Source organism: Achromobacter sp. Root83, from assembly GCF_001428845.1.
Lineage (GTDB): Bacteria > Pseudomonadota > Gammaproteobacteria > Burkholderiales > Burkholderiaceae_B > Achromobacter.
In genome coordinates this window covers 211,073-229,321 of sequence record NZ_LMIU01000023.1, presented here as the reverse complement: position 1 = coordinate 229,321, position 18,249 = coordinate 211,073, and the positions used below count along the sequence as shown (strand labels likewise).

Sequence of the window (18,249 nt, the reverse complement as noted above, 5' to 3'; positions counted from 1 at the left end):
AGAAACATCATGGGTAGTTTCAGCATTTGGCATTGGTTGGTCGTTCTGGTCATCGTCGCTCTGATTTTCGGCACCAAGAAGCTGCGCAATATCGGCGGCGACCTGGGTGGCGCCGTCAAGGGCTTCAAGGAAGGCATGAAGGACGCCAACAGCGACAAGCCCGCCGAACCGATCGCGCAGCAGCGCGTCGCCGGCGAGACCATCGACGTGCAGGCCAAGGAAAAATCCAACTCCTGAGCCCCTGCTCCTCCCGCGGGCCCGCCCTGAAAGGGCCGGCCCTTATTGCTTCAATTCCCAAGCGGCCGTCGAATGTTTGATGTCAGCCTCACTGAACTGATGGTGATCGGCGTCGTCGCCCTGATCGTCATCGGGCCCGAACGCCTGCCCAAGGTAGCCCGCACCGTCGGCCACCTGCTGGGGCGCGCGCAGCGTTACGTCAATGACGTGAAGTCCGATATCCAGCGCGAAATCGAACTCGACGAACTGCGCAAGTTCAAGACCGAAATGGAAGACGCCGCCCAGGGGGTCCAGCAATCGCTGAACGAAACCCAGGCCTCTTTGCAAGAGCCCGTGCAGCAGTTCCGCGCGGAACTCGACGAAGTGGCCCGCGAAGCCAGCGGCAAGGCCGCGCCGGTCATCGTCGGTGACGCAGGCGCCGAAGCCGGACGCTCGATCGCGCCGCCTGGACAGAATCACAATCTGGATCTGGACCTGCCCGCAGCCGGGTCCGCCCCTGTTCCGGCCGCCGCCGCCCAACAACCCGCCCCGGCGCCCAGCGCGCCCAAGGCTGACGACGCCGCGCCCGCCGCCAAGCCCGTCCCGCCCTCCGGAACACCGTCGTGACCCAGGACGCATCCCAAGAAGAAGGCCAGCAGGAGACCTTCATCTCCCATCTGGTCGAGCTGCGCACCCGCTTGCTGCGCGCCGTCGGCGCCGTGGTGGCCGTGTTCATCGTGCTGTTCATCTATCCCGGCGCCTCCGCCATCTATGACGTGCTGGCGGCGCCCATGCTGGCCTCGCTGCCGGAAGGCACGCGCATGATCGCAACCGGCGTCATCACGCCGTTCATGGTGCCGGTCAAGGTCACCATGATGGCGGCGTTCATCGTGGCCCTGCCCGTGGTGCTGTACCAGGCCTGGGCCTTCGTGGCGCCCGGCCTGTACCGCCACGAAAAGCGGCTGGCGTTGCCGCTGATCGTCTCCAGCACCTTCCTGTTCATCGCGGGCATGGCGTTCTGTTATTTCGTCGTGTTCCGCACGGTCTTCCACTTCATCGCCACCTTCGCGCCGCAGTCCATCACGCCGGCGCCGGACATCGAGGCCTACCTGAGCTTCGTCATGACGATGTTCATGGCGTTCGGCATTACGTTCGAAGTGCCCGTGGTCGTGGTGCTGCTGGTGAAGATGGGCGTGGTCGAGCTTTCCAAGCTGAGGGCCGCGCGCGGCTATGTGGTGGTGGGCGCCTTCATCATCGCCGCCGTGGTCACGCCGCCGGATGTGGTCAGTCAGTTCATGCTGGCGGTGCCCCTGTGCCTGCTCTATGAAGTCGGCCTGATCTGCGCCCGCATGGTCACCCCCAAGGAAGGCGCCGCGGACGACGCGGCCTCCGACTCCCTGACCGAACGCCACTGACGCCGGGCGGCGTGCCCCGTTAACGGGCATTCCGCGCAAAAGCAGGACGGTTTCACTCTTGTCCGCGCATGACTGCAATCCTACATTGCAGTCATGTCGCTAGCCCAACGCCTGCGCACCCTCATGCGGTGGCGCGGAATCCGCAGCCAGAACCAGCTGGCACGCATATCCGGCGTGCCGCAGTCCTGCATCCATCGCATTCTTACCCGCCAAGAAGACCGCTACTCACCGGCCCGAGGCACGCTGGTCCGCCTGGCGCACGCGCTGGACACCAGCGTGCCATGGCTGACGGACGGCGTGGTGCCCGCCTCCGGCCCTGCCCGCGCGCACCGCGTCCACGACGACCCCGACAGCAACGGCGATGGCTACTGCACCGAAATCTGCACGCTGCTGCGGCAGTTGCCCGACAGCACCAAAAGAAAGGTCCTGACGGTGGTGCGCCTGATCGTCGAAAGGCAAGACGGCGCGTAAGGGCCACGGACGTATCGCCGGGCGGGCGGGTGCGGGCGCGGGCGGGCGCGTGGGGGTGCGGGCGGCTCGGCGCCCGGCCGCCGGGCTGGGACGCGGGCGGCGCGGCATTCGGTTGCGGATGGCTGGGCGCCCGGGCGCGGCTGGCTGGGCCTTCGGCCTCCGCCTAGCGCGGCTTGCCTGGGCGCGTGCCCACCGCCACCGCCAGCTCCGCGGATTTTCCGGCCCGCAAGATGCCCAGCGTGGCACGCTGGCCCGGCGGCAGTTGCGCAATTTCCGTCAGCAGGCTGGTGGTGTCCGTCACCCGTTTGCCATTGACCGACTGCACGATGTCCCCCACGCGCAGGCCGCCCCGCCCGGCCGGCCCGTCGCGCATAACGCCGGCGATGATCACGCCCTGCGCGCCGCGAGGCAGGCCGAAGGCCTGGGCCAGTTCCGGCGTCACGTCCTGCGGTTCCACGCCCAGCCAGCCGCGTTTGACGCCACCGGTCTTGACGATTTCGTCCATGACCTTGCGCGCAATCTCGATGGGCGTGGCAAAGCCGATGCCCATCGATCCGCCCGATTCGGAATAGATGGCGGTGTTGATGCCCACCAGGTTGCCCTGGGCATCGATCAGCGCGCCGCCCGAATTGCCGGGGTTGATCGCGGCGTCGGTCTGGATGAAGTTCTCGTAGGTGTTCAGCCCCAGCCCATTGCGGCCCAGCGCCGACACAATGCCCTGCGTGGTGGTTTGTCCCACGCCGAACGGGTTGCCGATCGCCAGCACCACATCGCCCACGCGCAAGCCGCGGTCGGATGCCAGCGTCGCGGCCGGCAGCGAGCGCAGTGTCGACAGCTTCAACACCGCCAGGTCGGTGTCCGGGTCCGCGCCCACCACCTTGGCGGTGTCGCGGCGGCCGTCCGTCAAGGCCACTTCGATCGCGTCGGCGGCCTGCACCACGTGATAATTGGTCAGCACGTAGCCGTCCTGGTTCACGATCACGCCCGATCCCAGGCTGGTCGAGGCCTCGCGCCGCGTCACCCCGGGCACCTGTCCGAACAGCTGGCGCAGCACCGGGTCATCGGGCAGCGGAATCAGCGGCACATTCACGTGCTTGGTGGTGAAAACGTTGACGACCGAGGGCGCCGCGCGGGCCACGCCGTCCGCGTAGGACACCACGCCCATGCCGGGTCCGGCGGGCGAAAGCCCGCCCGCCGCCGAGGCTTGCTGGGCCGTGGCTGGACCCGCAAGCCGCAGCAGGTCGGGCCGCAAGGTCGTCACCACGAATAGAATAGCCAGGCAGACCGTGACGGCCTGAGCGAATATCAGCCAATATCGGCGCATGTTTCTGATAGGACTAGCAATGAGTAAAGTCGACGCCCGCGTCCTGGCCAATTGGCTGGACGACACCCTGCAAGCGGCCCGCTTCAAGGACTACTGTCCCAACGGGATGCAGGTGGAAGGCCGATCCGAAGTCGGACACATTATCACCGGTGTCACCGCGAGCGAAGCATTGCTGCGCACTGCGGTCGAACGCGGCGCCGATGCGGTGCTGGTGCATCACGGCTGGCTGTGGCGCAACGAAGACCGCCGCGTCATCGGCACGCGCCGTACCCGCATGGCCCTGACGCTGAAGAACGACCTCAATCTGTACGCCTACCACCTGCCGCTGGACGCGCACCCCACGCTGGGCAACAACGCCCAGTTGGCGCGCGTGCTGGACCTGGTTCCGGCACGGCGCGATGACGGCTCGCCGCTCACCTGCGGACAGGACAATCTGATCTGGCTGGGCACGGCCAACGGCCTGCAAACCCTGGGCCAGCTCGGCGAACGGGTGGCCGAGCGCCTGGGCCGGCAGCCGCTGGTCGTGGGCGATCCCGGCCAGCCGCTTGCGCGGATTGCCTGGTGCACGGGCGGCGCGCAGGGCATGATGGGCGACGCCGTGGACGCGGGTGCCAGCGTCTACATCACCGGCGAAGTGTCGGAATCCACCGTCCATCTGGCGCGCGAGACCGGCGTGGGCTTCATTGCGGCAGGCCACCACGCGACCGAACGGTACGGCGTACAGGCGCTGGGCGAGGCCGTGGCCCGGCAGTTCGGCATCAAGGTCGAGTTCGTGGACATCGACAACCCCGCCTAGCGTGCGCCCGCGGTGCGCTTGCCGCACGTGCTTCCCGCCCGCTGGCGGTTCACCGCCAGCACAATGAAAAAGCGCCCCGGAGGGCGCTTTTTGTCATGGCTTCTTGAGCAGGTCGCGGATCTCGCGCAGCAGGGCCACGTCTTCCGGCGTTGCGGCGGGCGCCGCCTCGGCCTTCGCGCGGGCCTTGTAGATGGCCTTCACCATCCAGAAGATCACGAACGCCAGCAACACGAAGTTGATGATGATCGTGATGAAATTGCCCCAGGCGAACACGTTGGCGCCCGCCTTCACCAGGTCGGCGTAGGTCATGGGGCCGTTGTAGCCGGCCGGCATCGACAGGACGTAGAACTTGTTCGAGAAATCGACCGATCCGCCAAGCACGAAATTGACCAGCGGCATGATGATGTCCCGGACCAGGGAATCAACGATCCTGCCGAACGCCGCACCGATGATGACACCGACAGCCAGGTCGACCGCGTTGCCTTTTACAGCGAAATCTCGAAATTCTTTGACGAAACCAGTCGCTTTGCTCATAAAAGCACTCCATTCGTGATACGCCTGTGAGTAGGCTGGCCTATAATACGCGGTTGCTATGTTGTTACATATTCCCGCGAACCCGATGCCGCAGAAGTGATGCTACTCGTAGAGCGGGCGCATCAACAAGGATAGGAAGATGAGTCAGGATACGCTGGTGCATGACGATGACGGTGCGGTTGATCCCAACCTGCCACCTGATCCTTCGCGACGTTTCTGGGTTACCACAGCCTGTGCGGTGGGTGGCGTAGCAGGTGTCGCAACGGCAGTGCCGCTTGTGAGCACGTTTTCCCCCTCTGAAAAAGCCCGCGCGGCGGGGGCCCCCGTGGAAGTGGACGTCGGGGACATCCCCGTCGGCACCATGAAGACGGTCGAATGGCGCGGCAAACCGGTGTGGATCATGCACCGCTCTCCCGAGCAGCTCGCCGGCCTGAAGGCGCTGGATCCCTTGCTGGCCGATCCCCAGTCGCAACGGCCTGGCTTCACCCCTCCCTACGCCGAAAACGAAGGCCGCTCGCGCAAGCCCGAGCTCTTCGTCTGCGTCGGCATCTGCACCCACCTGGGCTGCTCGCCGACTTCGCACTTCGAAACGGGTGGCGGCGGCGGCTTGGGCTCGGACTGGCAAGGCGGATTCCTCTGTCCCTGCCACGGCTCCACGTTCGACCTGGCCGGCCGGGTGTTCAAGAACAAGCCCGCTCCCGACAATCTCGAAGTTCCGCCGTACCAATATCTCAGCGACACCCGCATCATCGTGGGCGTCGATGAAGACAACAAGGCCTGACGCTCGCGTCGCGCTTTTTTCCCGAATTACGTAAGTAAAACAATACGCCACGTATTAGAGAAGGAGCCGTTACATGGCTGGCGAGAAAACCGTCGAGACGACAGGCCTGTTGGGCTGGCTGGACCGGCGCTTTCCGGTGACATCCACCTGGAAAGCCCATCTGTCCGAGTACTACGCACCGAAGAATTTCAACTTCTGGTATTTTTTTGGCTCGCTGGCCCTATTGGTGCTGGTGCTGCAAATCGTGACCGGCATCTTCCTGGTCATGCACTACAAGCCGGATGCCGAACGCGCGTTCCAATCCGTCGAATACATCATGCGCGAAGTCCCGTGGGGCTGGCTGGTGCGCTACATGCACTCCACCGGCGCGTCGATGTTCTTCGTCGTCGTCTACCTGCACATGCTGCGCGGGCTGCTTTACGGTTCCTACCGCAAGCCCCGCGAACTGGTGTGGATCTTCGGCGTCGCGATCTTCCTCTGTCTGATGGCCGAAGCCTTCTTCGGCTACCTGCTGCCGTGGGGCCAGATGTCGTATTGGGGCGCCCAGGTGATCGTGAACCTGTTCGCGGCCATTCCGTTCATCGGCCCTGAACTGTCCATCTGGATCCGCGGCGACTACGTCGTGTCGGACGCCACGCTGAACCGCTTCTTCGCCTTCCACGTCATCGCCATTCCGCTGGTGCTGGTGGGCCTGGTCGCTGCTCACCTGGTGGCGCTGCACGAAGTGGGCTCCAACAACCCGGACGGCATCGAGATCAAGCAGGGCCCGAAGGACAAGTACGGCCGCCCGAAGGACGGCATCCCGTTCCACCCGTTCTACTCGGTCCATGACCTGGTGGGCGTGGCGGGCTTCCTGCTCGTGTTCGCGGCCATCGTGTTCTTCGCGCCGGAAATGGGCGGCTACTTCCTCGAGTTCAACAACTTCATTCCTGCCGACTCGCTGAAGACGCCTCCGCACATCGCCCCGGTCTGGTACTTCACGCCGTTCTACTCGATGCTGCGCGCCACGACCGACGAATTCACGTGGGTGCTGGCGGGTGCATCGGTGCTGGGCGCCATCGCGTTGCTCGTCAAGAGCAACCTGAAGGGCATCATGCGCGTCGCCATCCCCGGCATCCTGATCGTCGTCGCCGTGCTGCTGCGCGTCATCGACGCCAAGTTCTGGGGTGTGGTCGCCATGGGTGGCACCGTCGTCATCCTGTTCTTCCTGCCCTGGCTGGACCATTCGCCGGTCAAGTCGATCCGCTACCGCCCCACGTGGCACAAGTGGATCTACGGCATCTTCATGGTCAACTTCCTGGTGCTTGGCTACATCGGTACGCAGCCGCCCAGTCCGCCGTTGAACATCACGTCGCAGATCGGCACGCTGCTGTACCTGGCATTCTTTTTCCTGATGCCGGTATGGAGCCGCCTTGGCACTTTCAAGCAACTGCCCGATCGCGTCACGTTCCACGCCCACTGAGCCCACGAGAATAACGGACTAACCATGATCAAGAAGCTGATTGGTGCCGTGGCCTTGATGCTCACGTGTACCGCTACATTCGCCGCCGGAGGCGGCTTTCCGCTGGACAAGGCGCCGTACCGCGTCAACGACATGGCGTCGCTTCAGAACGGAGCCAAGCTGTTCGTCAACTACTGCCTGAACTGTCATAGCGCATCCTCGATGCGCTACAACAAGCTCAAGGACATCGGGCTGACCGACCAGCAAATCAAGGAAAGCCTGCTGTTCACCGGCGAAAAGGTGGGCGACATGATGCACGTCGCCATGACCGCCAAGGACGCCAAGCAATGGTTCGGCACGACGCCCCCGGACTTGTCCGTGATCGCGCGCGCCAAATCCGTGAACGCCGGCCCCTCGGGCTCGGACTACATCTACACCTACCTGCGCACTTTCTACCGCGACACGTCGCGTGCCACGGGCTGGAACAACCTGGTTTTCCCGTCCGTCGGCATGCCTCACGCCCTCTGGCAAGATCAGGGTCCGCGCGAGCTCACGACCGTCGCCATGCATGAAGTGGAAGGCAAGGAAGGCACCCCCAAATCCTGGGAACGCGTCACGACGGTGTACGATGCACAGGGTTTTTCCACGGTCAAGGCCGAACCGGTAGACAACTACCACGGCCATGCCACCTTCGATGCCAAATTTAAGGCCGCCAACCCGGCCCAAGTCGCAACATACGACAACGACGTCGCCGACCTGACCGCGTTTATGTCCTGGATGGCCGAGCCGGTCCAGACACTGCGTGTCCGCATCGGCGTCGGTGTCATGTTGTTCCTGCTGCTGTTCTTCTTTGTTACGTGGCGCCTGAATGCCTCGTACTGGAAACACGTGCGCTAACCGCAACGCCCCGCCAGGTTCCCAACCGGCCCTCTTTTTAAAAAGGGGCCGGAAGAGGCGGATAGGGCTGTAATGCCTATCCCGTCTGGCAATTGGGGCCAGCGCCTGCTAGATTTAGGCGCTGGCCTTTCGTTTTTCATAAAGGACTTACCGCCATGATGGTGCTCTATTCCGGAACCACGTGTCCGTTTTCGCAACGCTGCCGCTTCGTGTTGTTCGAAAAGGGTATGGATTTCGAGATCCGCGACATCGACCTGTACAACAAGCCCGAAGACATCTCGGTGATGAACCCGTACGGTCAAGTGCCCATTCTGGTCGAACGCGACCTGGTCCTGTACGAGTCGAACATCATCAACGAGTACATCGACGAGCGCTTCCCGCACCCGCAGCTCATGCCCGCCGACCCGGTCATGCGCGCCCGCACCCGCCTGTTCCTCTACAACTTCGAGAAAGAACTGTTCGTTCACGTCTCGACGCTGGAAGACCGCAGCGCCAAGCCCGACGAGAAGAAGCTGGCCAACGCCCGCCAGAACATCCGCGACCGCCTGGCCCAGCTGGCTCCCATGCTGCTGAAGAACAAGTACATGCTGGGCGAGGAATTCTCCATGCTCGACGTGGCCGTGGCTCCGCTGCTGTGGCGCCTGGATCACTACGGCATCGAACTGCCCAAGAACGCGGCTCCGCTGCAAAAGTACGCTGAACGCATCTTCTCGCGTCCGGCCTACATCGAAGCGCTGACGCCTTCGGAAAAAGTAATGCGTCGTTAAGGCTGGCTGTGTGATGGGTGAAACTTCGACCAAACCGTATCTGATCCGCGCGTTGCACGAATGGTGCACCGATAACGGCTACACGCCGTACATCACCGTGCAGGTCGACGAGCACACGATGGTGCCCGTGGCGCATGTGCGCGACGGGCAGATCACACTGAACGTGGGCACGCTGGCCACCAACCGTCTGGTGCTGGGCAATGAATTCATCGAATTCCAGGCCCGCTTCAGCGGCGTGACCGAAAACGTCTACGTACCCGTGGGCGCCGTCAGCGCCATCTACGCGCGCGAAACCGGAGCGGGCATGGGCTTTGAAGTGCAGCCCTACGAACCGCCCGAGGCCGGCGCCCAGGGCACGACGGCAAACGCCGCCGCGCCCGAAGAAGGCCCCGATGCCAATGCCGCCCCCGAAGGCGACGGCGGCGGCAACGACGACGACGAACCCAAGCGTCCGCGCCTGACCATCGTCAAATAACGTCCCCCGAAGCAGGGCCTGCATTTTTTTCATTACAATGCAGTCCCTGCGCGTGCCCCGGCACGCCGTGCCGGTGTAGCTCAGTTGGTAGAGCAGCTCACTTGTAATGAGAAGGTCGAGGGTTCGATTCCTTTCACCGGCACCACCAGATCCACGATCCAGGCCGATTCCTTGCGAATCGGCCTTTTTCGTTTGTGTCGTTTCGGGGTGCACGCGTGCGGCCTTCAGCGAGTGCTGAGGCCCTGCACGAGCCTCTCTTTCGCGGAGGCCGTGGCTTCGGTCTGATTTGCGCACCCCTGCCGTAAAGACAGCCCGCGCCTTTCCCACGCCGCGCTAGACTAGAACCGTGGCACTCTCTGGCTCGAGGAGGCTTGCCGGCATGATTGCAAATCATCTTCCGGGGGCACAAAAAAAGCGCTTCTGGCAAAAGAAATGGCCTAGAGAAGTCTTGTTCTCTGATTCGAGTGACCTCGCTCACTTATTGATATGAACACTGCCAACAAGAAGCCGTCTGAGACTTTCGTCAAAGAGTCCAAACTCATTTCCAAACCTGGTGCAGTGATCAAAGTCCACGAATTGACGCTTACGGACTTTGGCGTGCGTGCAATTACCAGCGGAAGTGCGGGCATCAGGCAGGGAGCACGCGAAGATGCCGGCCCGCCGTCACCCCTGAAAAAGCTGGTCCCGGCATAAGCCCAGACCCGGCACCACCAGATCAAGCCATCCAGCCCAACCACCCGGTTGGGCTTTTTTCTTTTGCGTGGCCATGCTGAGCATCGCCCCGGCATCGCCTCAGCCCAGCGGCGGCAACATGTTGAACAGCAGGACCATGGCCAGTCCCACCAGCGAGACGATGGACTGCACCACCGAGATTGTTTTGGTGGCTTCGCCCATGGTCATGCCGAACGACTCTTTCACCATCCAGAAGCCGGCGTGGTTGGCGTAGTTGAAGAACAGCGAGCCGCAGCCGATCGACAGCGCCAGCAGCGGCAGGTTCAAGGTGGGATCGGCGCCGGCCAGCGGCGCCAGCAGACCGGCGGCGCCCACGATGCCGACCGTGGCTGAGCCGGTGGATACCGACAACAGCATGGCGATCAGCCAGCCCAGGATCAGCGGCGGAAAGGCGAACTGGTGCGTCAGGTGCACGATGGCATCGCCGACCTTGGCGCTGGTCAGCACCTGCTGGAAAGCGCCGCCGCCGGCAATGATGAGCATGATGCCGGCGATCGGCTTCAGGCTTTGGCCAAGCGCGCCGCGCAACTTCTCCGCATCGCCTCCACGTAGCGCAACCAGCGTCACTGCTGCGAACAGCACGCCCAGCAACATCGCGACCACGGGATTTCCGAGGAAGGCGGCGACGTGCGTCACGCTTGAATCCTTGGGCAGCAGCATCTCGGCCAGGGCATGCACCAGCATCAACAGCGCGGGCAGCAGGGCCGCCAGAACGCCCAGGCCCACGCTGGGCGCGGCGTCGCCGGCCGCGCCTTCCTTGGTTGCGGTGAACTGGTCGAGCAGGGCTTCGTCAGGGCGCGTCGTCATGCGCGGCGCGATGAACGCGCCGTACAGCGGCCCGCCAAAGACCATGGCCGGCAGCGCCGCGATGAAGCCATAGATCATGGTCGGACCGACCGTGGTCTTCAGGGTGGCGATTGCGGTCAGCGGTCCAGGGTGCGGGGGCACCATGCCGTGCATGGCCGCAAGGGCCGAAATCACCGGCACGCCCACATAGACATAGGCCGACCCCTTGAAGCGTTCCTGGCTCTCCAGCTTGCGCGCCACGCTGAAGATCAGCGGCAGCATCACCACCAGCCCCACTTCAAAGAACATGGGGATGCCGATGACGAAAGCCACCAGCGTCATGGCCCAGGGAATCATGCGCGCCGAGGTGTGGCGCAGGATGGCGTTGGCCAGGCGCTCGGTCGTGCCCGAATCCGCCAGGATCTTGCCCAGCATGGCGCCAAGCGCAATCACCACGCCCACCGCGCCCAAGGTCTTGCCCGCGCCGTCCGTCAGATTCTTGACGATGGCCACGGGCGACATGCCTGTCGCGAAACCGACGCCGATGGAAACGATGAGGAGCGCCAGCAGCGGATGCATGCGGATGCGCGAGACGATAAGCGCGACCAGCACCAAAACGCTCACCAGGGCGGTGAGCAGCAATTGAATGTCGAACGAAGACATAGGTAAGTCCAGAAAAGACAAGAGAGGTCGCGAGCCTTTCGGCGCCCATCATAAGGGATTACGGCGCCTCGCACCCCGCTCCGCAGCAGCGCCGATCGCGGTCCACGCGGCCTCATAAATATTCGAAAATCGCTCAATAACGCTCATCTTCACCGAAAACTGGCAATATTTACCCACGCGGACGCTTGCGCCGGAGTATTCTCGGCAACGAGAACGGGTTTTTCACCGCCTGCCGGGCGGGCCCTGTAAATATCGGCCAAGCATGCAAATCGCGTCATTTACCCGCGCCTTATCCGGCGCTGTCGTTGACGATTCCGGGACGGACACCCCGTCGGCCGGGACGCCAACCCAAGAACCCATCCCCCCCAGCTTGAGCGGCCGTAGGCGCAACCCGCCCGCATCCGCGGCCGGGGCCATCGGCGCAGGTGGATCCTTTACCGGCGGACTTCTCTCCATCACGGCGGCGGTCATGCTGCTGTCGCCCATTCCTGTCCTGGCGGAGGGGAACGGCGGCGGCAACAGCGCATCGTCGGGCGGGATCGGCATCAATGGCGGCGCCGGCGGAGGCGGGGGAACCGGCGGGCTGGGCGGCGCCGGCAGCCCCAACGTGAATCCCGGACAGAACGGATCGAACGGCAATGGCGGCGCGGGCAGCGCGGGCCATGCCGTCTCGGGCGGCGTGCCCGGTGCGGGCGGCGCCGGCGGCACCGCCGGTACCAGCGCCAACCCCAACGGTGGAAACGGCGGCGCGGGCGGGGCAGCGGTCTGTGGAGGCTGTCTTCAAGGAATCGGCGCTGGCGGCGGTGGAGGCGGTGGCGACGGTTTCAACGGGTCGTTGCTGGACGGCGTTTCGGGCCCGATCACGGGCGGGCGCGGCGGCAATGGCGGCACCCCTCAAAGCGCCAATGCGAATGCCGGCGGCGACGCCGGCAGCGGCGGTGGAGGCGGCGCAGGCGCCGTCATCACCGGGTCGGGCTCCACGATCGTCGGCGGCAACATCAGCGGCGGCAGCGGGGGCAATGGCGGCGCGCCCCTGGGCCATGGCGGCGCGGGCTTTGGCGGCGGCGGCGGTTCGGGCCTGATCAGCACCGCGGTGAATATCGACAACGGATTCTCCATCGCCGGGGGCGATGGCGGCAATGGCGGGAACGGCGTGGACGCCGGGTCCGGCAGGCTGGGCGGCACGGGCGGCGCCGGCGTGCGCGGTTCGGGCTTCCAGCTTACGAACTCTGGCTCGATCCGGGGCGGCAATGGTGGCGCGACCGGCACGAACGGCAGCTCGGCCGCCGCCGGCGGCGCCGGCGTGCTGGGCTCCGACCTGAACATCATCAACGCCGGTTCGATCGCCGGCGGCTTGAACGGCAACAGCACGATACGCGCCAATGCGATCACCTTTACCGGAGGCGCCAATACGCTCGAATTACGGCAGGGCTGGGCACTCACCGGCAACGTAGCCGGTTCGGGAGGTAACCGCTTCGTGCTCGGCGGGGCGGGCACCGACCTCGCCAGCAACCCCCTGGGCACCTCCGATTCCACCATCCTGGACGTCTCGCAACTAGGCGGAAAATTCCAGGGCTTTTCCACGTTTGGAAAAACCGGCGCCGGGACATGGGCGCTGATCGGCTCGACCGCGACCCTCACGCCCTGGACGGTTTCTGGCGGCAAGCTTCAGATCGCCAGCGATGCCAGCCTGGGCGCCTCCGCGGCATCGCTGACGCTCGACAACGGCGCATCGCTGAAGACCACGGCAAGCTTCGCCACATCCAGATCCACGGTCCTGAACGCAGGCGGCGGCACCATCGAAGTCGATCCCGCCACGGTCCTGACCCTGAACGGCGTCGTCGGCGGGACAGGTGCGCTCGACAAAGCCGGCGCCGGCACGCTGGTGCTTGGCGGGGCCAACACCTATGCGGGCGGCACCCGCCTTTCTGGCGGCACGCTGCAGGCAGCGGCGGACAACGCGCTGGGCGCTTCCGCGGGCGGGCTGAGCTTCAACGGCGGCACCCTGCAACTGAGTTCGGCCTTCGATCCTGGATCGGCCAGGGCGCTGTCGCTCGACAGCCTGGGCGGCACGATCGACACGCAGGCCTACTCGACGACCGTGACCCAAGGCATCACCGGACCGGGCGCGCTCACCAAACAGGGCAGCGGCACCCTCACGCTGACGGGGGCGAACACTTACGCGGGCGTCACCACGATCTCGGCCGGCACCGTGCGGGTCGGCAATGGCGGCACGTCGGGCTCGATCATGGGCGGCGTCCTGAACAACAGCGTCCTTGCCTTCGACCGTTCCGACGCATTCAGTTTTGGCGGTTTGATCGCGGGCTCGGGCACGGTCAGTCAGATCGGGACCGGCTCCACGGCGCTGTCCGGCAACAACAGCTACGCCGGCGAAACCACGATTACCAACGGCACCCTGTTCATCAACGGAAACCAGACCGGAGCCACGGGCCTGACCACCGTGGGCGCAGGCGCTGAACTGGCCGGCAGCGGCATCATCGGCGGCAATGTCGAGGTCGCGAATGGCGCGTCCCTGTCGCCCGGCGGCGCTGCCGGGTCGGTCGGCACGTTGGCGATCAACGGCAATCTAGGGCTGAACAGCGGTTCCAGTCTGCACTTCAGCTTCGGCCAGGCCAATGTTCCAGGCGGGGCGCTGAACGACCGGGTGATCGTAGGCGGCAACCTCACGCTCGACGGCATGCTCAACGTCAGCGAAACACCCGGGGGCAGTTTCGGCCCTGGCGTCTATCGGGTCTTCGACTACGCGGGATCGCTGATCGACAACCAGCTTGCCATCGGCACCGCGCCGATCGGACCTCCGCTGCTGGTCCAGACATCGGTCGCCAATCAGGTCAACATCATCAATTCGGCGGGGATTACGCTGAATTTCTGGGACGGGACCGGCGCTCGAAACGACGGCATCATAAGCGGCGGCTCCGGGCTATGGCAGGCAGGCCCAGGCAGCAACGACAACTGGACGGACAGCGCGGGCGCGGCGAATGCCCCTTGGGCGTCCGGTTCGTTCGCGATCTTCCAGGCGTCGCCGGGATCGGTCATCGTGGACAACACCCGTGGGCAGGTGATTGCAGGCGGCATGCAGTTTGCGGCCGGCGGATATGCCGTCAGCGGGGACGGTCTCGTCCTGGTGGAGACGGACCCCGCCCGGCCCGGGATCGCTGGCATTCGTGTTGGTGACGGCACGACGGCTGGCGCCGGCATGACCGCGGCCATCGACGCCGCGCTATCGGGAACGGTCCAGCTTGAAAAGTCCGACCTGGGCACTCTCGTCCTTGGCGGCGTCAACACCTACACGGGCGGCACGCTGCTCGCCGGTGGCGCGCTCGAAGTCTCGGCCGACAATAATCTGGGCGCGGCCGGCGGCGGCGTGACGTTCAATGGCGGCGCGCTTCGATTTGGCTCCAGCTTCGATCTTGGCGCCATACGCTCCGTCGCAATCCAGGAAGCCGGCGGCACGATCGATACGCAGGGCTTCCAGACGACGGTCACGCAAAACATCACCGGCCCCGGCGCGCTCACCAAGGAAGGCAGCGGCGTCCTGACGCTGACGGGCGCGAACAACTACGCCGGCGGGACGGTCATCTCGGCCGGAACGTTGCAGGTCGGCAATGGCGGCGCCTCGGGATCGATCGTGGGCAATGTCCTCGACAATGGCGTCCTTGCGTTCAACCGGTCCAGCGACCTGACGTTCGGCGGCCTGATTTCGGGCAACGGCGCGCTCAGCCAAATGGGCACCGGCACCACCACGCTGACGGCCGGCAACACCTATACCGGCGGCACCCGCATTGCCGCTGGCACCTTGCGCATCGGCGATGGCGGCACATCGGGCTCGATCATCGGGAATGTCCAGAACGACGCGACTCTGGTGTTCGACCGGTCGGACGGTATCGCCTTCGACGGCGTGATCTCGGGCGCGGGCGCGATTCGCCAGGCCGGGACCGGCACGACGATTCTGGGCGGCGCCAACAGCTATCTGGGTTCGACGACGGTTGCGGGCGGCGGGCTGTACATCAATGGCGACCAATCCGCCGCCATCGGTTCGACCACCGTGGACGCCGGCGCCGTGCTGGGCGGCGGCGGCACGATAGGCGGAGACGTCACTGTCGCCAATGGCGCAACGCTGGCGCCCGGAGCCCCCGGCGGGGCCATCGGCACCCTGTCGGTCAACGGCAATCTCTATCTGAACGGCGCCTCCCTTCTGGACTACAGCTTCGGCCAGCCTGACGTTCCCGGCGGCGCCTTCAACGACCTCGTGGCGGTTGGAGGAGACCTCGCTTTGGACGGGACGCTGAATGTGACCCAGGCGTCCGGCGGCACGTTCGGGCCCGGCATATACCGCGTCTTCAACTATGCGGGGTCGCTGGTCAACAATGGGCTGGCGCTTGGCGCCGTCCCCGCCGGCACCACGCTCGGCGTCCAGACGTCCGTCGCCCATCAGGTCAATCTGGTCAACGCAACGGGGCTCGCGCTCAATTTCTGGGACGGCACCGGCGCCCGGGACGATAGCGTCGTGAACGGCGGCTCCGGAACATGGCAGACGGGCGCCGGCAGCAACGACAACTGGACGGAAAGCACGGGCGCCGTGAATGCGCCCTGGAGCAACGGCGCCTTCGCCGTGTTCCAGGGCGCCCCCGGAACCGTCGCCGTCGACAATGGCCTCGGGCAGGTAAGCGCGGGCGGCATGCAATTCGCCGTCGATGGCTACACGGTCGGTGGCGGCAACATCGTGCTTGCCGAGACAAGCGCAGCCCGTCCCGGCGATTCCGTCATCCGCGTCGGCGATGGAACCCTGGCAGGCCTGGGCATGACGGCAACGATCGATTCGTCGCTGGCGGGCAATGTACGGCTTGAGAAGTCCGACCTGGGGACGCTGGCGCTTGGCGGCGCCAATACGTATACCGGCGGCACGCTGATATCGGGCGGCGCACTGCAGGTAGCTTCCGACAGCAACCTGGGCGCGCCCTCGGGCGGATTGACCTTCAATGGCGGGGCGCTGAAATTCGCGTCGGGCTTCGATCTGGGAACCGCACGCGCGATCACCCTGGATGCGCTGGGCGGCACCATCGACACGCAGGCCTTCGATACGACCATCAGCCAGGCCATCGCCGGGCCCGGCGCGCTCGCGAAAGCGGGCGACGGGACGCTGACACTGACCGGCGCAAACCGCTATGCCGGCGGCACCACGATCTCGGCAGGAACCCTGCAGCTTGGCGATGGCGGCGCGTCGGGGTCCGTCGTCGGCGCCGTCCAGAACAACGGCATTCTTGCGTTCAACCGGTCCGACACCCTTGCATTCGACGGCGCGATTTCCGGCGGCGGCTCCGTCAGGCAGATTGGCGCCGGCACGACCGTGCTTGGCGGCAGCAACACCTATTCAGGCAACACCGATGTCGTAGCCGGCAGCCTGCGGGCCGGCGCCCGCAATGCGTTGAGCGCAAGGTCCACGGTCGACATCGCGCCGAACGCCAACCTGGATCTGGCGGGCTTCAGCCAGACCATAGGCGGCCTTGCCAACGCGGGCGTGGTGTCCATGGGCGCTGACACCGCGCCGGGCGCCGTCCTGACCGTCGCGGGAGACTATGTCGGCAGGGGTGGCACCATCGCGTTCAATACGCTTCTTGGCGCCGATACGTCGCCAACGGACAAGATGGTCGTCCAGGGCAACACCTCGGGCGCCACGAATGTCACCGTCAAGCCGTCCGCCGGCGGGCTGGGCGCCCAGACCACGGGCAATGGCATCCTGCTGATCGACGTGCAGGGAGCCTCGGAAGGCCAGTTCACGCAAGCCGGCCGGATTGCCGCGGGGGCATACGAATACAAGCTATCGCAGAATGGACTGGGGGCCGATGCGGCGAATGGAGACTGGTATCTGCGCAGCACGCGGATCGACGGGGAAACGCCGGACTTCCGCGCTGAAGTGCCGTTGAACATGACGATCTCCAGGCTCGCCAATCGCTTTGACCTGGCGATGCTTGGCACTTCCGAGATTCGCCAGCCCGATCTCGCGTGCCAGGACGATGCACGGACCAAGCGCCAACGCACGGACCGCGCCGAAACCTGCAATGACAAGCCGTCCGCATGGGGAAGAGTGTTCGGGGAAACCGGTACCTTCGACAACGATGGCGGACGCACCCCCGCGGACCGCCTGGGCAGCTTCACGAGCCAGGGCGCTTCCTACGACTACGGGATCGCCGGTGTCCAGGCGGGCGTCGATCTTTATCGCACCGGCAATCACGTGCTTGGCGCCTACGCGGGGCTGGGGCAGCTGAACAGCACGGTATATGGCGTGAACGGATCCCGCGCGGGAACCATCGACATGACCGGCTACTCGATCGGCGGATACTGGAACCACAAGACCGACGGCGGCTGGCATACCGATGCGATCGTCCAGGCCACCCGATACGGCGACATCCAATCGAAATCCGTGAACGGCGAACGGCTGGACACGGACGGATATGGGCTCGCCGCCTCGCTGGAAACCGGCTACCGGATCCCGCTGGGAATGGACTACGCCATCGAGCCTCAGGCCCAGCTAGTCTATCAGCACAACAAGATCGCAAACGCCGCCGACCGCTACGGCCTGGTCAGCTTTGGCGACGTCGATGCCGTCTCCGGGCGCATCGGCGGCCGCCTGACGAAAGACTGGATCACGCGCGACGGCGGAACCGTCAAGACCTGGGCCAAGGCCAATCTGTGGCACACGTTCGACACCGAAAGCCGCACGACCTTCGCGGCCCTGGATGGCTCCAGCCCCACGACCCTGGCTCCCGGTCTTGGCAGCACATGGACGCAGCTCGGCGTCGGCGTGTCCGGCGAACTGAAGAAGAACGTCAGCGTCTTCGTGAGCGGCGAATACAACATTTCCGTCGATCGCGGGTCAGGACACAGCCTGGCCGGACACGCGGGCATCAGGTTTTTGTGGTGATGAGCCCG

At 65.1% G+C, this 18,249-nt stretch carries 14 protein-coding genes and 1 tRNA gene; 12 read left to right on the top strand and 3 right to left on the bottom strand.

Annotated features, from left to right (window positions below; all coding sequences use genetic code 11):
- Window positions 1-9: 9 nt before the first annotated feature.
- From tatA to ASE30_RS20625, 4 genes are all read left to right on the top strand, one after another.
- Window positions 10-237, top strand: a complete 228-nt coding sequence (gene tatA, locus ASE30_RS20640; RefSeq protein WP_057286143.1) for a Sec-independent protein translocase subunit TatA — start codon at window positions 10-12, stop codon at window positions 235-237.
- Window positions 238-309: 72 nt separating this feature from the next.
- Window positions 310-843, top strand: a complete 534-nt coding sequence (gene tatB, locus ASE30_RS20635; protein ID WP_057286142.1) for a Sec-independent protein translocase protein TatB — start codon at window positions 310-312, stop codon at window positions 841-843.
- On the top strand, window positions 840-1,631 hold the full coding sequence (gene tatC, locus ASE30_RS20630) for a twin-arginine translocase subunit TatC (RefSeq protein ID WP_057286141.1): 792 nt from the start codon (window positions 840-842) through the stop codon (window positions 1,629-1,631). The genes tatB and tatC overlap by 4 nt, the downstream gene beginning before the upstream one ends.
- A 93-nt stretch (window positions 1,632-1,724) precedes the next feature.
- A complete protein-coding gene (locus tag ASE30_RS20625; protein ID WP_057286140.1) occupies window positions 1,725-2,102 on the top strand; it encodes a helix-turn-helix domain-containing protein in 378 nt (125 codons plus the stop codon).
- A gap of 163 nt (window positions 2,103-2,265) precedes the next feature.
- On the opposite strand, the gene ASE30_RS20620 is transcribed toward ASE30_RS20625, so the two are convergent.
- Window positions 2,266-3,426, bottom strand: coding sequence for a trypsin-like peptidase domain-containing protein (locus tag ASE30_RS20620; RefSeq protein WP_057286139.1), 1,161 nt, complete (start codon window positions 3,424-3,426; stop codon window positions 2,266-2,268).
- Window positions 3,427-3,445: 19 nt separating this feature from the next.
- Here ASE30_RS20620 and ASE30_RS20615 point away from each other — a divergent pair, with 19 nt between their 5' ends.
- Complete coding sequence (locus tag ASE30_RS20615; RefSeq protein WP_057286138.1) at window positions 3,446-4,222, top strand: Nif3-like dinuclear metal center hexameric protein; 777 nt, start codon at window positions 3,446-3,448, stop codon at window positions 4,220-4,222.
- 93 nt (window positions 4,223-4,315) lie between these two features.
- Here the strand turns inward: ASE30_RS20615 and mscL are convergent, their stop codons facing one another.
- The gene (gene mscL, locus ASE30_RS20610) at window positions 4,316-4,756 is read right to left on the bottom strand and encodes a large conductance mechanosensitive channel protein MscL (protein WP_057286137.1); all 441 of its coding nucleotides are present in this window, start codon (window positions 4,754-4,756) and stop codon (window positions 4,316-4,318) included.
- A 139-nt stretch (window positions 4,757-4,895) separates the two neighbouring features.
- Here mscL and petA point away from each other — a divergent pair, with 139 nt between their 5' ends.
- From petA to ASE30_RS20580, 6 genes are all read left to right on the top strand, one after another.
- Entirely contained in the window at window positions 4,896-5,537 is a 642-nt protein-coding gene (gene petA, locus ASE30_RS20605) for a ubiquinol-cytochrome c reductase iron-sulfur subunit (RefSeq protein WP_057286136.1), read from the top strand.
- 73 nt (window positions 5,538-5,610) lie between these two features.
- Window positions 5,611-6,999, top strand: coding sequence for a cytochrome bc complex cytochrome b subunit (locus ASE30_RS20600; protein ID WP_057286135.1), 1,389 nt, complete (start codon window positions 5,611-5,613; stop codon window positions 6,997-6,999).
- A gap of 24 nt (window positions 7,000-7,023) precedes the next feature.
- Window positions 7,024-7,875, top strand: coding sequence for a cytochrome c1 (locus ASE30_RS20595; protein WP_057286134.1), 852 nt, complete (start codon window positions 7,024-7,026; stop codon window positions 7,873-7,875).
- A 155-nt stretch (window positions 7,876-8,030) separates the two neighbouring features.
- Complete coding sequence (locus ASE30_RS20590) at window positions 8,031-8,642, top strand: glutathione S-transferase N-terminal domain-containing protein (RefSeq protein WP_006388039.1); 612 nt, start codon at window positions 8,031-8,033, stop codon at window positions 8,640-8,642.
- Window positions 8,643-8,655: 13 nt separating this feature from the next.
- Entirely contained in the window at window positions 8,656-9,117 is a 462-nt protein-coding gene (locus ASE30_RS20585; protein WP_057286133.1) for a ClpXP protease specificity-enhancing factor, read from the top strand.
- Window positions 9,118-9,186: 69 nt separating this feature from the next.
- Window positions 9,187-9,262 (top strand) — tRNA-Thr (locus tag ASE30_RS20580).
- A gap of 647 nt (window positions 9,263-9,909) precedes the next feature.
- Here the strand turns inward: ASE30_RS20580 and ASE30_RS20575 are convergent.
- On the bottom strand, window positions 9,910-11,298 hold the full coding sequence (locus tag ASE30_RS20575; protein ID WP_057286132.1) for a GntP family permease: 1,389 nt from the start codon (window positions 11,296-11,298) through the stop codon (window positions 9,910-9,912).
- Between the two features lie 469 nt (window positions 11,299-11,767).
- On the opposite strand from ASE30_RS20575, the gene ASE30_RS20570 reads away from it, so the two are divergent.
- Window positions 11,768-18,241, top strand: coding sequence for an autotransporter-associated beta strand repeat-containing protein (locus ASE30_RS20570; protein ID WP_057286131.1), 6,474 nt, complete (start codon window positions 11,768-11,770; stop codon window positions 18,239-18,241).
- The last annotated feature ends 8 nt before the right edge of the window (window positions 18,242-18,249 follow it).

Coding starts and splice junctions, on each gene's coding strand:
- ASE30_RS20625 (WP_057286140.1), top strand. CDS start 1,725: ATGTCGCTAGCCCAACGCCTGCGCACCCTCATGCGGTGGCGCGGAATC.
- ASE30_RS20615 (WP_057286138.1), top strand. CDS start 3,446: ATGAGTAAAGTCGACGCCCGCGTCCTGGCCAATTGGCTGGACGACACC.
- tatA (WP_057286143.1), top strand. CDS start 10: ATGGGTAGTTTCAGCATTTGGCATTGGTTGGTCGTTCTGGTCATCGTC.
- ASE30_RS20570 (WP_057286131.1), top strand. CDS start 11,768: ATGCTGCTGTCGCCCATTCCTGTCCTGGCGGAGGGGAACGGCGGCGGC.
- ASE30_RS20585 (WP_057286133.1), top strand. CDS start 8,656: ATGGGTGAAACTTCGACCAAACCGTATCTGATCCGCGCGTTGCACGAA.
- ASE30_RS20620 (WP_057286139.1), bottom strand. CDS start 3,426: ATGCGCCGATATTGGCTGATATTCGCTCAGGCCGTCACGGTCTGCCTG.
- mscL (WP_057286137.1), bottom strand. CDS start 4,756: ATGAGCAAAGCGACTGGTTTCGTCAAAGAATTTCGAGATTTCGCTGTA.
- ASE30_RS20595 (WP_057286134.1), top strand. CDS start 7,024: ATGATCAAGAAGCTGATTGGTGCCGTGGCCTTGATGCTCACGTGTACC.
- ASE30_RS20600 (WP_057286135.1), top strand. CDS start 5,611: ATGGCTGGCGAGAAAACCGTCGAGACGACAGGCCTGTTGGGCTGGCTG.
- tatB (WP_057286142.1), top strand. CDS start 310: ATGTTTGATGTCAGCCTCACTGAACTGATGGTGATCGGCGTCGTCGCC.
- ASE30_RS20590 (WP_006388039.1), top strand. CDS start 8,031: ATGATGGTGCTCTATTCCGGAACCACGTGTCCGTTTTCGCAACGCTGC.
- ASE30_RS20575 (WP_057286132.1), bottom strand. CDS start 11,298: ATGTCTTCGTTCGACATTCAATTGCTGCTCACCGCCCTGGTGAGCGTT.
- petA (WP_057286136.1), top strand. CDS start 4,896: ATGAGTCAGGATACGCTGGTGCATGACGATGACGGTGCGGTTGATCCC.